Raw genomic sequence first — 13,910 nt, 5'->3', positions numbered from 1 at the left:
ACCCACCGCTATCGCGAGCAGGCTCGCTCTCGCAATACCCATACGCCACTGTTCCCGTCGGACCACGATGCAGGCAAGATGAAGGCCTGCAAGTCAGAACACAGGAAGCTGATCGTGACCGAAGCGTTTATTGTCGTTCAAACCGCCGAGCAAGCCGTGGATCGGCTGGCGGCCCTGCACGAGCGTGCGACCACTGCGCTGAACCAGGCGCTCAAGCGGTATCTCAAGGACCGCATCGAGCCGGATGCCGAGCAACGGGCCTTGTTTCGCTATCCGGCCCTGCGCCTGACCTACCATTGCCACGGCGAGGTCCCGCAAACCACCCGCGCCTACGCCAAGGTCCAGCTGCCCGGCACCTACAGCGTCACCGTCACCCACCCGGCCGCGTTCCGTAAGTACCTGCTGGAACAACTCGTTCCGTTGATGCACGACTTCACTGTCACCGTCGAAGTGGGCGTCAGCGAGCAGAACATTCCGTACCCGTACGTGGTGGAGCAGGGCGATGAGCTGGCCGGCTCCGGTGTGACCGCCGCCGTGCTGGCGCGGGTTTTCCCCAGCACCGACCTGTCGGCCGCCACCGACGGCATCGCCGACGGTTTGTACGATTGGGAAAACACCGACCCGCTGCCCCTGGCGCTGTTCGACGCCGCGCGGGTGGACTTTTCCCTGCGTCGGCTGGTGCATTACACCGGCAGTGACTGGCGCCATGTGCAGCCGTGGATCCTGCTGACCAACTACCACCGTTATGTCGACCAATTCATCGTCCATGGCCTGGAGCAACTGCGCAGCGACCCGCGCTTCGTGCGCATGGTGCTGCCGGGCAACGTGATCATCGACAAGAACATGGACCACGGCGAAGCCTCGGCCATCGCCGCGGGTGTGGTCTGGCACCGCTACCAGATGCCGGCCTATCATTTGCAGGCCAGCGATGGCCATGGCGTAACCCTGGTGAACATCGGCGTCGGGCCGTCCAACGCCAAGAACATAACCGACCACCTGGCCGTGCTGCGTCCGCATTGCTGGCTGATGATCGGCCACTGCGGCGGCCTGCGACAATCCCAGACTATCGGCGACTACGTGCTGGCCCACGCCTATATGCGCCGCGATGGCATCCTCGACCGCGTCGTGCCGCCGAACATCCCGATCCCGGCCCTGGCCGAAGTGCAACTGGCGCTTCAGCAGGCGGCGGCGAACATCACCGGCGAGAAAGGCGACGAGCTGAAAAAGCGCCTGCGCACCGGCACCGTGCTGACTTACGACGATCGCAACTGGGAGCTGCGCTGGGCCCAGGAGAGACCGTTGATCAACCTCTCCCGCGCCGTCGCGGTGGACATGGAAAGCGGCACCATCGCTGCCCAGGGTTACCGCCTGCGGGTGCCTTATGGCACGTTGCTTTGCGTTTCGGACAAACCGCTGCACAGCGAGATCAAGCTGCCGGGCTCGGCCAACGCGTTTTATGAGCGGGCGGTCAACCAGCATTTGAAGATCGGCATCGCGGCGCTGGACCTGCTGCGCAACGAACTCAACTCGTTGCACTCGCGCAAACTGCGCAGTTTCGATGAGCCGCCGTTCCGCTGATCAGGTGGTGGTCATTTAACGGTCGGGCCACTAGCATGGTCGGCCCAGACCGTTAGATGTTTCACTGCCATGCCCCGACCGCCCCGTCCCGTTTCCCGCCGCCCTGGCGCAAAGCCCTCAGCCTCCGCCCCGCGCCGCGTGGCCAAGGCGCCGCCGTCCGAGCCGAAGCTGATCCTGTTCAACAAACCCTTTGACGTGCTGACGCAGTTCAGCGACGGCGAAGGGCGCGCCACGCTCAAGGATTTTATCGACGTGCCCGGCATCTACCCGGCCGGTCGGCTGGACCGTGACAGCGAAGGGCTGTTGTTACTCACCAACGACGGGCAATTGCAGGCGCGAATCGCCGACCCCAAGCACAAACTGGCCAAGACGTATTGGGTTCAAGTCGAGGGGGAGCCGAGCGACGAACAGCTGCAGCGCTTGCGCGATGGCGTGGAATTGAACGACGGCATGACGCTGCCGGCCGAGGCCCGCCTACTGGACGAACCGCAGTTGTGGCCGCGCAACCCGCCGGTGCGTTTTCGTAAAAGCGTGCCGACGAGCTGGCTGGAACTGGTGATCCGCGAAGGGCGTAACCGCCAGGTACGCCGCATGACTGCCGCCGTGGGATTGCCGACTCTGCGGCTGGTGCGGGTCAGGATCGGCGATTGGACGATCGAAGGGCTCGACCAGGGCCAGTGGAAGGAAGTGCCGGCGCGCTTATAACGCGCCGGATTCGATCAGGCCGATCACCACGCTCTTGATGATGAACGCCGCGACGCCCAGGCCCAGCACAAAAAACAGGATGAACGAACCAAAGCGCCCGGCCTTGGACTTCTTCGCCAGGTCCCAGACGATGAAACCCATGAAAATGATCAGGATGCTGACCAGGCCGGTCATCATCCACTCTTCGAAAACAGCAGGATCCATCGGGGCACTCCGGCATTGGCGGGGTTGTAAAGGCGCGGCGAGTATACGGCATGGGGGCGGGGCGCAGGATTGGGCTGCGGCGGTGTGTCGCAGCTATTCATCGCAAGCTGGAGCTTTTTGTGGCGAGGGAGCTTGCTCCCGCTCGGTTGCGCAGCGACCCCAAAAAGATCTGACCGGTTTCTGATTGCCAGTGGGCCGGTTTGCGACTGCTGCGCAGTCGAGCGCGAGCAAGCTCGCTCGCCACAAAAGCGGTCAGCTGCGCAGATGTGTCAACGGCAGTTCGGTGCTGTTGAGCACCTGGTTCAACACGAAACTCGACCGCACGCTGGTGACCCCTTCGATTCGGGTCAGATGCCCCAACAGCAATTTCTGATAGTGGTCCATGTCCGGCACCACCACCTTGAGCTGGTAGTCTGCATCGATGCCGGTGACCAGGCTGCATTCCTGTACTTGCGGCAGGTTGCGGATCGCGGCTTCGAAGGTCTCGAAGCGATCGGGGGTGTGGCGATCCATGCCGATCAGCACGTAGGCGGTGAGGCTCAGGCCCAGCATCTTGCGATCGAGCAGGGCAACCTGGCGGGTGATATAGCCGTCGTCTTCCAACTGCTTGACCCGCCGCGAGCACGGTGAGGGCGAGAGGCCGATGCGTTCGGCCAGTTCCTGGTTGGAGATACGTGCGTCGCGCTGCAATTCCGCCAGAATACTCAGGTCGTAACGGTCAAGTTTGCTCATCGAGCGGGCCTTTATTCGGTTAATTGCGTTGGATTATCCATCCTGAGGTAAAAATTGCGCAAGTGGAGTTTATTCGAGCAATCTTCGCAATCGCCTGCCGATGCCTCGGGCCTATGCTTATCACCAAGATCACTGCTCGGACAAACAGTCCAGTGCAGCCCGCCCAATCCGGCCGGCTGCGGTCGCAGTACCCACCGGTACTGGCAGACCCCCGAGCTGCACACTGTCCAGAAGACGGCGTGAGGTGAGCCGACGTCAAAAGCGTCGAGCACGGACTAGATTCTCAAGGGGAGGCCGACGGGCCTCCCTTTTTTATGCCTGCGAAATAGACCCCGCGGCTGATAACCTATCGCCGAACCGGCCTGGGCTTTTCCAGTCTTACGTCCAGGCCCCGAACCGTTGTGAGGAATTTCATGAAGTCGCGCATCTGGCGTTTGGCAGGTGTTGGTCTGTTGTGGGCAAGTGTCAGTGCGCAGGGGGTGGCCGACGATCAGCAAAACCGTGGCGGCCCGGACGGTGACCGCGGGCAGAACGGACGAGGCGGCAACGGCCAGGGTTATTCAGGGCAACCCAGGCAGCAAAGCAACGAGATCATCCGGGGCGATAACAGCCGACAGTTCGAGGTCAGGCCGCAAAACCCGGGTGGACAGCAATATGAGCGTCCACCGCAGGACCCCAACAGTCACGGCCGCCCACCGCAACAGCCGGGCAACAACCTGCCGATCCAGGGCCGGCCCGACAGCGTGAACCAGACCCGTGAACCGCAACCGGGCTACTACCGCGACATCCCGCGCCGCAACGATGGCTACCCCAATGGCGGGTCTCGTCCCGGTCATGAGGGGCGTCCCGAGCAGCACTGGCCCGGCCGGCCTGACGGCCATGGCAACGGCTGGGGGCCGGGGCCGCAATATCGCCCGGGTTATGTGATCGATCGCTTCCCGGATCGCAATTATCGTGTGCCTTATCGCGGCCACGATTATTTCTACTCCGGTGGCTACTGGTATCGCCCTCAAGGGCCGCGTTATGTCGTGGTCCAGCCGCCACGGGGCATTCGCACCCGTTATCTGCCCGATTATGCCCGCGAGGTCTGGATCGGCAGTTCGCTGTTCTTCCTCGCCGCCGGCGCCTATTACATCTACGAAGCCAATACCCAGGACTACGTCGTGGTCGACGCGCCGGTCGCCAACCCGCAGCCGCAACCGCAGGGCAACAGTTTTGATGTGGTGGCTTATCCGGCCAACGGCCAGTCCCGGGAACAGGTCAACCAGGACGGCTACGATTGCTATCGCTGGGCGGTGCAGCAGAGTGGGTTCGACCCGCGCAACTACACCTACCCGCCGGCGCCGGAGGTGGTGCAGACCTATCGCCAGGCGCAGGGCAATTGCTTGAGCAGCCGTGGGTATCAGGTGACGTACTGAGGCGTGGCAAAGATCGTGTGGACGCTGCTTTTTGTGGCGAGGGGATTTATCCCCGCTGGGGTGCGAAGCGGCCCTGAACCACCGCCTCGGTGTGCCAGGCAGATTGAGTTGGCTGCTTTGGGACTGCTTCGCAGTCCAACGGGGATAAATCCCCTCGCCACACGTTTGTGTGCACGAGCTAGGCGCTGGCGCGCTTCACCACTTCCGACGGATCGGCATGCACCAGCACTTCGGCCTTCGGATAAGCACGCTGGATCGCATCGGCGGCCTGGTCGCTGATGCCGTGGGCCACTGACAGGGTCAGTTCCCCCGGCAGTTCCAGGTGCAGTTGCACGAACCAATGGTTGCCGGAGACCCGCGTGCGCAGGTCATGGGCGCCGATCACGCCGGGCACCGCGCAGGCCAGCTCGAGCATGCGTTGGCTGACGTCGGGCGGCAGCTCTTCATCCATCAGCACCGCAAAGCTTTCCCGGGCGATCTGGATCGCGCTCCACAGGATGTATACCGCGATCCCCAGGCCGAACCAGGCGTCGAGCTGATACCAACCGAACCCGGCCAGGACCAGCGCCACCAGGATGCTGCCATTGAGCAACAAATCCGAACGGTAATGCAGCGAGTCGGCGCGCACGGCATTGGAGCCGGTGGCGCGGATGACCCGATGCTGCAGCGCCAGCAGGGCCAAGGTCAGCAACAGGGAAAACACGATCACGCCGACGCTGAGCCAGGGCGCGTCCACGGGCACCGGGTCCTTCAGCCGCTCGAAAGCCTGCAACGCGATCAATACCGCGCTGCCGCCGATAAACAGCGCCTGGGCCATGCCGGCCAAGGATTCGGCCTTGCCATGCCCGTAGCGGTGATCTTCATCGGCGGGGCGCAGCGCGTAATGCACCGCCAGCAGATTGAGCAGCGAGGTGACGCCGTCCAACGCCGAGTCGGTCAGGCCGGCGAGCATGCTCACCGAGCCGCTGAGCCACCAGCCCAGCGCCTTGGCGACGATCAGCACGAGTGCCACGGCCACCGATGCCCGGGTGGCCATGCGCAGCAGGCGAGCGTGTTCGGTGCGGGTGGTCATGGCGCGGTCTTCCTTGGGCTGCGCCTCTTATGCGGCGGGTTTGAGGCCGAACGCGGCCAGTTGCTGGACGTTGCCCTTGTGCTGGATAAGACGTGGGTCATCCAGCGGGAAACTGCGACCCAGCTCGCTTTCCAGGATCGCTTGCAGCTTGTGGTTATTGACCGTGCCGTCGGGGTTGATGGCCGGCTTGAGTTTCTCAGGCTCGATCTGGACGCTGCGGCCCGGCTCGAAATAGATCGCGCCGGTGGCGAAGTCCACGGCGAAGGCGATCAGGCCGGGGATGATGTAGAACAGCAGGCCAACGGCATCGAGCGCGGCGATGGCCGGGTCGATCTTGCCTTCGATCTGGCCGCGACGGTCCGGGTAGAAGATCGAGCCGCACGCGCTGATCTGGGTCAGCAGGGTGGCGACCAGGACGCCGCCGATCACGCGAAAGGGAATACGCATAGCAATCTCCTGAGCAGGTATGGGCGTTGCTGGTTGGAGTCCAGACCACGCCAAACAGTTCGCCGTTATACTCGGCCCTCTGTTTTGGAGCCAGCATGATTTCTTTGCCGATTGATGAAGTTTTACCCGCGCTGCGCCAAGCCCTGGCCTCGCGCCACGAAGCGGTGCTCGAAGCGCCCCCCGGCGCCGGTAAAACCACCCGTGTTCCCTTGGCCCTGCTGAACGAGCCTTGGCTGGCCGGGCAAACCATCCTCATGCTCGAACCCCGGCGCCTGGCGGCACGGGCGGCGGCCGAGCGCCTGGCCAGTGAGCTAGGGGAAAAGGTCGGTGAAACCGTGGGCTACCGGATTCGCCTCGACAGCAAGGTGGGCCTCAACACGCGCATTGAAGTGGTCACCGAAGGCATTCTCACCCGCCGCCTGCAGGACGATCCGGCGCTGGAAGGCGTGGGGCTGCTGATTTTCGACGAATTCCACGAGCGCAGTCTCGACGCCGACCTCGCCCTTGCCTTGAGCCTCAATGGCCGGGAGCTGTTTCGCGAAGACCAGCCACTGAAAATTCTGCTGATGTCCGCGACCCTGGAAGGCGAGCGCCTGGCGGGATTGCTGGACGACGCGCCGATCCTGCGCAGCGAAGGACGGATGTTCCCGGTGACGGTGCGTTGGGGCCGGCCGTTCCAACCTGGGGAATTCATCGAGCCGCGACTGGTGCAGACCGTGCTCGAAGCGCTGCACGACGAAACCGGCAGCGTGCTGGTGTTCTTGCCCGGGCAAGCCGAAATCCGCCGGGTTCATCAACAATTGGCCGACGCCCTTGGCGACGGCGGCAACGTGTTGCTGTGCCCGTTGCACGGTGAACTGGACCTGACGGCCCAGCGCGCCGCCATCGATCCAGCACCGCCCGGGCTGCGCAAAGTCGTGCTGGCGACCAACATCGCCGAGACCAGCCTGACAATCAATGGCGTGCGGGTGGTGGTGGATGCCGGGCTCGCCCGCGTCCCGCGTTTCGATCCGGGCAGCGGCATGACCCGCCTGGACACCCAGCGCATCTCCCGCGCCAGCGCGACCCAGCGGGCCGGCCGTGCCGGACGCCTGGAGCCGGGGGTGTGCTATCGGCTGTGGTCCGAAGACCAGCACGAACAGCTGGCCGCTTATGGCAGCGCCGAAATTCTTTCGGCGGACCTGGCCGGGCTGGCCCTGCAATTGGGGCGCTGGGGCGTTACGCCGCAGCAATTGGTGTGGCTCGACGTCCCGCCGACTGCCGCGTATGCCCAGGGCCAAGACCTGTTGCAACGTCTCGGCGCACTCGATGGCGGCCAACTGACCCGCCACGGCCAGGCCATGGCCGAACTGCCGGCTCATCCGCGAATTGCCCACTTGCTGTTGCGCGGCCAGGGGCTGGGGCTGGCGGACATGGCCTGCAACGTCGCCGCGTTGTTGGGCGAGCGCGACATTCTTCGCGGCGCCGGCGCGGACCTGCATAGTCGCCTGGCCTTGCTCTCCGGCGAGGAACGGGCGGCACGCGGCGCCCAGGGTGGCGTGCAGCGGGCGCGGCAATTGGCCCGGCAATATCGCGGTTACTTGCGGGGCAAGGCTGGGGAAGCCGTGGCCGATCCCGATCATCCACGTTGGCTCGGCGCGCTGCTGGCGCTGGCTTACCCGGATCGCGTCGCCCAACAGCGCCGGCCCGGCGGCGCGGAGTATCGCCTGGCCAACGGTCGTGCGGCGCTGTTTGCCGAGGCCGACAGCCTGATGAAGCAACCCTGGCTGGTCATTGCCGATTTGGGCAGCCGCCAAGGCCAGCGCGAAGAGCGGATTTATCTGGCGACGGATTTCGACCCGACGCTGTTCGACTCGGTGCTGGCCGAGCAGGTGCATACGGTCGACCAGCTGGACTGGGATGAGCGCGAAGGCGTACTGCGCGCCGAGCGCCAGCGCAAGGTCGGCGAGCTGGTGCTCAGTCGCGAGCCGTTGACCGGGCTGGATGAAGCCGCCCGAAGCCAGGCGCTGGTCAACCTGGTGCGGCGCAAGGGCCTGGAGCTGCTGCCGTGGACGCCGGAGTTGCGGCAATGGCAGGCGCGGGTGGCGCTGTTGCGTCGCCTCGATGTGGAGAGCAAGGGCCAGAGCGAATGGCCGGACGTCAGCGATGCCGCACTGCTGAGCAGTCTCGAACATTGGTTGATGCCGTACCTGGGACGGGTGTCGCGGCTCAGTCATTTCGCCAACCTTGATCTGTCGAGCATCGTCCATAACCTGCTGCCCTGGCCACTGCCGCAACGCTTGGATGAACTGGCGCCGCACCACTTGAGCGTGCCCTCGGGATCGTCGATCCGCCTGGACTACAGCGAACATCCGCCGATCCTCGCGGTGCGCTTGCAGGAACTCTTCGGCCTGTCTGACACCCCGCGCATTGCTGGGGGGCGGCAGGTGGTCAAGTTGCACCTGCTGTCGCCGGCTCGTCGGCCCGTGCAGGTGACCCAGGACCTGGCGAACTTCTGGCGCAGCACCTACGCCGAGGTAAAGAAGGACCTCAAGGGACGGTATCCCAAACATTACTGGCCGGACGACCCGTTGGTGGCTGAAGCAACGGCGCGGATCAAGCCGCGCAAGTGACCTGGTCCCACCGCAGGCCCACTGTGGGAGCGAGCTTGCTCGCGATGGCGGCGAATCAGCTGCATCAGTATTGGCAGACACACCGCGATCGCGAGCAAGCTCGCTCCCACAGTGGGCAAGGCGAGTCTGACTAAGGCATCGCCGGCAACAAAAACCGCGCAATCACCGGCAAATGATCGGAAATGCGCAACGTGTCGTCCTGTCGGACCTGGGCTTCGACCCGTTTGAGGCGTGGGCTGTAGAACAGGTAGTCGACGGTGCGGTCGGGGCCGTTGAGGCCGGGGTCGTTGGGGTAGTGGGTCAGCCAGTGCGTGCGGTCGATACCGCTGGCCTCGTTGTTGGTGGGGATCATCGGGTATTTGTCCCATAGCAAATGTAGCTCGCTGTCCGCGGAGTAGGGCGAGCGCTGTTCAATCGACAGGCGCCGGTATTGGCCCAGGGGCAACAGGTTGAAATCGCCCCCGATCAGCCAGGGCGTGCCAGCGGACTCGAGCTTGTCGAGGGACTTGGAAATGGCTTCGACCTGCCTGCGCGCCGTGTCGTGCGGCTGCGTGGCTCGCTCCAGGTGCGTATTGAGCACCGCCAGTTGACCGCCGCCGTTAAGGGCCAGGTAACTCACGAGCAAGGCGTTTTTCGGCTGGAACTGACGGCTGATGAAGTTCCCATCGGCCACCGGCAATTGCACCCGCTCGGCGTGGTCGATGCGGTAGCGGCTCAGCGTCGCCAGCTGTCGGCCGACGCTGCCGAAGATGCGCGGATCGGGAATGAAGTCGGCTTTCCAGTCGAAGGCGCTGGTGCCGCACGGGTAGAGGTCGGCCAGGCGTTCCTGCAACAGCTTGAGCTGGTCCTGGTACTCGCTGGCCTTGGCGCCGTTGTCCAGTTCCTGGAGCAACACCACGTCTGGTTGCTCGTCGCGAATGACCCGAGCCACTTCGTCCAGACTGAAGGCCATGTCTTCGGGAGTCGGGCTTTCATCGTTGCCCTGGGCCAGGTCGTGCCAGAACACATAGCGCTTGCCGGCCATGAACTGGACGTTCCAGGTCATGACTTTCAAGGCCTGGCCGGGCATCAGCGGCGCGGCGTTGGCGGCGCAGCTGACGGGCAGCGTTTCCCGGGCCTGTGGACGCCAGGTCAGGCCATAAACCGAAAAGGCGCCGATTCCGACAATCAACAGCAGGCCCAGCAGGGCGTATCGCAGCAGGCGGGTCATGGCTCAGGTTTTTCTGCAATCAACATGAACATTCGGAACAGCACCACCGTAGTGAACAATTGCAGGAAGCTGTGGATGCTGTCGATCAGCAAACTGACCAAGGGGTTTTGCGGCGGCGGATACACCGAGACGCTGGCGCCCTTGAGCAGCCACAGCGGGATCATCACCGCCAGGATACACAGCAGGATCCGCCAGAAATGACCGCGGCTCATGCGCAGGCTTTCCTTCATCGCGGCCAGTGGTGCCAAGCCTTTGAGTACCACCAGATACTCACCAAAGGCGAGGACAACCATCAGCCAAAGCCCTGGCAGGAAATACAACGAGATGCCAATCAAGATCAGCAGCGTATTGAGGGCGGTCAGCAAGGCAAAGCGTGGCCATTGCAGGAGCGAGGCCGCGAGCAGGTCGCGAGGGCGGGGGGCTTCGCCACGACTGCGGGCGTCAAGAAACAGAATCAACGCCGCGGTGTACAGCGGGTATACCAACAGCCCGACGATCACGCTGTAACCGGAAAAGCCCTCGGCCCCGACGGCGCTGTCCACCCCTTGTTGCAGCACGGCTTCAAGTATCACCAGCGGCAGGCACAACTGGGCGATCCGGCCCAGATGGCGCTTGAAAAAATACAAGGAGTCACGCAGTACTTCTAACGGATTCATGGGTCGGTATCGCAGTTCAGAAAAGCGGTCCGACACTTTACCCATCAGCTGCCCGCATAAACAAACGTAAACATCAGGTAAAGACCATTGAAAGCGTCTTGGCGGGCCCCATTACAGACGGGCGCCGGTCTTTTGCGGACCGGCCTGGTTTTTTATCCGGCAATCTGATGAGGTCGCCATGAACAGCGAAGAACAAACCCTGATCGATGGACTGTTTTCACGGCTGCAACAGGCCGAAAAGGATTCAGCCCCGCGCGACGCCCAGGCTGAGGCGCGGATCAAGGAGCATTTGGCCAAGCAGCCTGCGGCGGGCTATTTCATGACCCAGGCGATCCTGGTGCAAGAGGCGGCGATCAAGCGACTGGACGAGCAGAACAAGCAACTCGCCCAGCAGGTCGAGCAATTGCAAGCCGAGTTGCAGCAGGCGCGCAACCAGGCATCGGCGCCAAGCGGTGGCGGTGGCTTTCTTTCAAGCATCTTCGGCGGCAGCAACCGAGATTCACGTCCCGCAAGCGCGCCGGCACCCAGCGGTGGCGGCTGGCGCGAACCGGCACGGCCATCTTTCAATACGCCGACACAGCAAGGCTTAGGCGCAGCGCCCGGCAACTATGGCGCGCCGCCGCAGCAAGCCCCAGCGGCGGGCAGCTTCCTGGGCGGTGCGCTGAAAACCGCAGCGGGCGTGGCCGGTGGCGTGATGCTGGCGCAAGGCATCAGCAGCCTCTTCCATAGCAATCAGCCTCAGGAAATCGTCGAGATTCTCAAGGAAGAACCGGCCCAACCCGTCAACGACACGGTTGATAACAGTGGCAACGGTTGGGGCGATGACTCGCGCACGGCCGACAACAGTACCTACGACAACGACCCGGGCGGTTTCAGCGACGCGGACTACAGCGACGATTCGTCCTTCTTCGGCGACGACGACTCCTTCGTCTGACCTGCCATTCGTCCGAGGCGCCCAGCCGCCTCGGGCCGATTATTCGCGGAACATTCCTTGAGGCTGGCATACTGGGCGACTTTTCGGGCCTGGTGGCCTGCGCGCGTGTGCACTCATGAGGAAACGCGGTGAAAAAAATCGCAGTGTTCGCCGATGTCCAGAACCTCTATTACACCGTGCGCCAAGCCTACGGCTGCCATTTCAACTATGCGGCGTTGTGGGCTGATGTCAGCAAACAGGGTCAGATCGTCGAGGCCTATGCCTACGCGATCGATCGCGGCGACAGCAAGCAACAACAGTTCCAGCAGATCCTGCGCAACCTGGGTTTCACCGTGAAGCTCAAGCCCTACATCCAGCGCAGCGACGGCTCGGCCAAGGGCGACTGGGACGTGGGCATCACGCTGGACATCATGGACGCCGCCGATCACGTCGATGAGGTGGTGCTGGCCTCCGGCGACGGCGATTTCGACATGCTGCTCGAACGCATCATCAGCAAGCATGGCGTGCAGGCGGTGGCCTACGGTGTACCGGGGCTGACCGCCAACTCGCTGATCCGCGCCGCCAGCCGCTACGTGCCCATTGAAGGCGCGCTGCTGCTCAAGAACTGATCTTCAAGGAGCCCCACAGGTTTGGAACGCATCGCAGTCATCGACTTTGAAACCACCGGCATCACCCCGAGCAGCAGCTGCCGGGCCACCGAAATCGCCGTGGTGATCCTTGAACGGGGCCGGATCGTCGACCGTTATCAGAGCCTGATGAACGCGGGCGTTCGCGTCCCGGCCTTCATCGAACAGCTCACCGGCATCAGCAACGCCATGCTGCGCAGCGCACCCCCGGCGGAAAAAGTGATGAACGAGGTCAACGAATTCGTCGGCATCACGCCGCTGCTGGCCCACAACGCCGCGTTCGACCAGAAGTTCTGGGATTTCGAATTGGGACGCATCAAGCGCACCCGCTTGCAGAACTTTGCCTGCTCGCTGTTACTGGCCCGGCGCTTGATGCCAGCGGCGCCGAACCACAAGCTTGGCACCCTCAACACTTTCGCCGGCTTGCCCCACACCGGCCAGGCTCACCGCGCCATGGCCGACGCCGAAATGGCCGCCAACCTCACCGCGCACCTGGCCTCGGAACTGCGAGAAAAGCATGGGCTGCGGGCGTTGTCCCATGACTTGCTGTGCAGCTTGCAAAAAGTGCCGGCGGCGAAGATCAACGAACACCTCAAACGCCATCGCGGGTTCTGAATACACCGCGAAACCTTCCCACAGGGTGGGTTGTGTTGATCTGAGATCTGTCGTGTCTTGAAAAGTGTATGGCTCGGATAAACAGATTTTGTAACTTAATTTCTGTCGATCGCCTTTCTAGAATGACAGGTTTCATCGTCCTGACTTCGAGCTGAACATGCCTGGCCCACGCCGTTTCCCCTTGCCTCTGATCGCTGCTTTTTTTGCCTTGTACGTCATCTGGGGTTCGACCTACCTGGTGATTCGCATTGGCGTCGAGCATTGGCCGCCGTTGCTGCTGGCCGGGATTCGCTTCGTGATCGCCGGATCGCTGATGTACGGCTTCCTGCGCTGGCGCGGGGCGCCGGCACCGACCTGGGCGCAATGGAAGGCCGGGGCGCTCATTGGCGTGCTGTTGCTGACGTTCGGCAATGGTGCGGTGAGCATCGCCGAGCACATGGGCGTGGCGTCGGGGGTGGCGGCGTTGGCCGTTGCGACGGTGCCTTTGTTTACCTTGCTCTGTGGATATTTCTGGGGCGCGCGTAATACCCGTCTCGAATGGGCCGGTATTGTGTTGGGATTGATCGGCATCGCCATGCTCAACCTGGGCTCCAACCTGCAATCGAGCCCGTTGGGGGCGGCCTTGCTGGTGTTCGCGGCGGCTTCCTGGGCCTTCGGTTCGGTACTGAGCAAACATCTGCCGTTGCCGGCGGGAGCGATGGCCAGCGCCGTGGAGATGCTGGTGGCCGGCGTGGTGCTATTGATCGGCAGCTTTGCCAGCGGCGAACGTCTGGACCACATGCCGCCGCTGGAAGGCTGGTTCGCGCTGGTCTACCTGATCGGTTTCGGTTCGATCATTGCCTTCAACGCCTACATGTATCTGCTCAAGCATGTGCGCCCGGCCGCGGCCACCAGCTATGCCTACGTCAACCCGGCGGTGGCGGTGTTGCTGGGGATCGTCTTCGCCGGTGAAACCATTGGTATCGAGGAAGCCTTGGCGATGCTGGTGATCATCAGCGCCGTGGTGCTGATCGGTTTGCCCCAGTGGCGCAAGCCCAAGCCCGCACCGGCCGAATCCTGATTTAGGGTAAACTGCCGCGCATTGCACACCCTGCGCTGATT

General features: G+C 63.3%; 14 protein-coding genes. 8 read left to right on the top strand and 6 right to left on the bottom strand.

Features of this window, described 5'->3' with window-relative positions; translation table 11 throughout:
* Nucleotides 1–78: 78 nt before the first annotated feature.
* The gene (gene amn, locus ACLK1G_RS21870) at nt 79–1,578 is read left to right on the top strand and encodes an AMP nucleosidase (RefSeq protein WP_305501175.1); all 1,500 of its coding nucleotides are present in this window, start codon (nt 79–81) and stop codon (nt 1,576–1,578) included.
* A 138-nt stretch (nt 1,579–1,716) separates the two neighbouring features.
* Nucleotides 1,717–2,283, top strand: coding sequence for a pseudouridine synthase (locus tag ACLK1G_RS21865; protein WP_420767358.1), 567 nt, complete (start codon nt 1,717–1,719; stop codon nt 2,281–2,283).
* Here the strand turns inward: ACLK1G_RS21865 and ACLK1G_RS21860 are convergent.
* The gene (locus ACLK1G_RS21860) at nt 2,278–2,487 is read right to left on the bottom strand and encodes a DUF2788 domain-containing protein (protein WP_003228500.1); all 210 of its coding nucleotides are present in this window, start codon (nt 2,485–2,487) and stop codon (nt 2,278–2,280) included. The two genes, ACLK1G_RS21865 and ACLK1G_RS21860, sit on opposite strands and share 6 nt — an antisense overlap.
* Before the next feature lie 252 nt (nt 2,488–2,739).
* Nucleotides 2,740–3,219 carry an Lrp/AsnC family transcriptional regulator gene (locus tag ACLK1G_RS21855; RefSeq protein ID WP_039594083.1) on the bottom strand — a complete coding sequence of 160 codons (480 nt, stop codon included), beginning with the start codon at nt 3,217–3,219 and terminating at the stop codon, nt 2,740–2,742.
* A gap of 413 nt (nt 3,220–3,632) precedes the next feature.
* On the opposite strand from ACLK1G_RS21855, the gene ACLK1G_RS21850 reads away from it, so the two are divergent.
* Nucleotides 3,633–4,637 (top strand): DUF6515 family protein, encoded by a 1,005-nt coding sequence (locus ACLK1G_RS21850; protein WP_420767311.1) that lies wholly within the window; start codon nt 3,633–3,635, stop codon nt 4,635–4,637.
* A 178-nt stretch (nt 4,638–4,815) separates the two neighbouring features.
* On the opposite strand, the gene ACLK1G_RS21845 is transcribed toward ACLK1G_RS21850, so the two are convergent.
* Entirely contained in the window at nt 4,816–5,709 is an 894-nt protein-coding gene (locus ACLK1G_RS21845; protein WP_420767310.1) for a cation diffusion facilitator family transporter, read from the bottom strand.
* A gap of 27 nt (nt 5,710–5,736) precedes the next feature.
* Nucleotides 5,737–6,156 (bottom strand): polyribonucleotide nucleotidyltransferase, encoded by a 420-nt coding sequence (locus ACLK1G_RS21840; protein ID WP_420767309.1) that lies wholly within the window; start codon nt 6,154–6,156, stop codon nt 5,737–5,739.
* 95 nt (nt 6,157–6,251) lie between these two features.
* Between ACLK1G_RS21840 and hrpB the strand changes: the two genes are divergently transcribed.
* Nucleotides 6,252–8,768, top strand: a complete 2,517-nt coding sequence (hrpB, locus tag ACLK1G_RS21835) for an ATP-dependent helicase HrpB (RefSeq protein ID WP_420767308.1) — start codon at nt 6,252–6,254, stop codon at nt 8,766–8,768.
* A 130-nt stretch (nt 8,769–8,898) separates the two neighbouring features.
* Here hrpB and ACLK1G_RS21830 read toward each other — a convergent pair whose 3' ends face one another.
* Both ACLK1G_RS21830 and ACLK1G_RS21825 read right to left on the bottom strand, forming a co-directional pair.
* Nucleotides 8,899–9,978: an endonuclease/exonuclease/phosphatase family protein gene (locus tag ACLK1G_RS21830; RefSeq protein ID WP_420767307.1), complete on the bottom strand. Its 1,080-nt coding sequence runs from the start codon at nt 9,976–9,978 to the stop codon at nt 8,899–8,901.
* On the bottom strand, nt 9,975–10,634 hold the full coding sequence (locus ACLK1G_RS21825) for a DUF7847 domain-containing protein (protein WP_420767306.1): 660 nt from the start codon (nt 10,632–10,634) through the stop codon (nt 9,975–9,977). Before ACLK1G_RS21825 ends, ACLK1G_RS21830 begins: the two co-directional genes overlap by 4 nt.
* A gap of 178 nt (nt 10,635–10,812) precedes the next feature.
* On the opposite strand from ACLK1G_RS21825, the gene ACLK1G_RS21820 reads away from it, so the two are divergent.
* From ACLK1G_RS21820 to yedA, 4 genes are all read left to right on the top strand, one after another.
* Complete coding sequence (locus tag ACLK1G_RS21820; RefSeq protein ID WP_420767305.1) at nt 10,813–11,568, top strand: DUF2076 domain-containing protein; 756 nt, start codon at nt 10,813–10,815, stop codon at nt 11,566–11,568.
* A gap of 128 nt (nt 11,569–11,696) precedes the next feature.
* Nucleotides 11,697–12,176 (top strand): LabA-like NYN domain-containing protein, encoded by a 480-nt coding sequence (locus ACLK1G_RS21815; RefSeq protein ID WP_030140338.1) that lies wholly within the window; start codon nt 11,697–11,699, stop codon nt 12,174–12,176.
* 21 nt (nt 12,177–12,197) lie between these two features.
* Nucleotides 12,198–12,809 (top strand): 3'-5' exonuclease, encoded by a 612-nt coding sequence (locus tag ACLK1G_RS21810; RefSeq protein WP_420767304.1) that lies wholly within the window; start codon nt 12,198–12,200, stop codon nt 12,807–12,809.
* A gap of 157 nt (nt 12,810–12,966) precedes the next feature.
* Nucleotides 12,967–13,869, top strand: a complete 903-nt coding sequence (gene yedA, locus ACLK1G_RS21805; protein ID WP_420767303.1) for a drug/metabolite exporter YedA — start codon at nt 12,967–12,969, stop codon at nt 13,867–13,869.
* The last annotated feature ends 41 nt before the right edge of the window (nt 13,870–13,910 follow it).

The organism is Pseudomonas algeriensis (genome assembly GCF_048847255.1).
Taxonomy (GTDB): Bacteria; Pseudomonadota; Gammaproteobacteria; order Pseudomonadales; family Pseudomonadaceae; genus Aquipseudomonas.
Note: the sequence above shows the minus strand (reverse complement) of the source record. Positions and strands in the feature narration are given on the sequence as shown.

Excerpts from the sequence above, each read along its gene's own strand:
- amn (WP_305501175.1), top strand. The coding sequence starts at position 79 with ATGAAGGCCTGCAAGTCAGAACACAGGAAGCTGATCGTGACCGAAGCG.
- ACLK1G_RS21860 (WP_003228500.1), bottom strand. The coding sequence starts at position 2,487 with ATGGATCCTGCTGTTTTCGAAGAGTGGATGATGACCGGCCTGGTCAGC.
- ACLK1G_RS21855 (WP_039594083.1), bottom strand. The coding sequence starts at position 3,219 with ATGAGCAAACTTGACCGTTACGACCTGAGTATTCTGGCGGAATTGCAG.
- ACLK1G_RS21850 (WP_420767311.1), top strand. The coding sequence starts at position 3,633 with ATGAAGTCGCGCATCTGGCGTTTGGCAGGTGTTGGTCTGTTGTGGGCA.
- ACLK1G_RS21845 (WP_420767310.1), bottom strand. The coding sequence starts at position 5,709 with ATGACCACCCGCACCGAACACGCTCGCCTGCTGCGCATGGCCACCCGG.
- ACLK1G_RS21840 (WP_420767309.1), bottom strand. The coding sequence starts at position 6,156 with ATGCGTATTCCCTTTCGCGTGATCGGCGGCGTCCTGGTCGCCACCCTG.
- hrpB (WP_420767308.1), top strand. The coding sequence starts at position 6,252 with ATGATTTCTTTGCCGATTGATGAAGTTTTACCCGCGCTGCGCCAAGCC.
- ACLK1G_RS21830 (WP_420767307.1), bottom strand. The coding sequence starts at position 9,978 with ATGACCCGCCTGCTGCGATACGCCCTGCTGGGCCTGCTGTTGATTGTC.
- ACLK1G_RS21825 (WP_420767306.1), bottom strand. The coding sequence starts at position 10,634 with ATGAATCCGTTAGAAGTACTGCGTGACTCCTTGTATTTTTTCAAGCGC.
- ACLK1G_RS21820 (WP_420767305.1), top strand. The coding sequence starts at position 10,813 with ATGAACAGCGAAGAACAAACCCTGATCGATGGACTGTTTTCACGGCTG.
- yedA (WP_420767303.1), top strand. The coding sequence starts at position 12,967 with ATGCCTGGCCCACGCCGTTTCCCCTTGCCTCTGATCGCTGCTTTTTTT.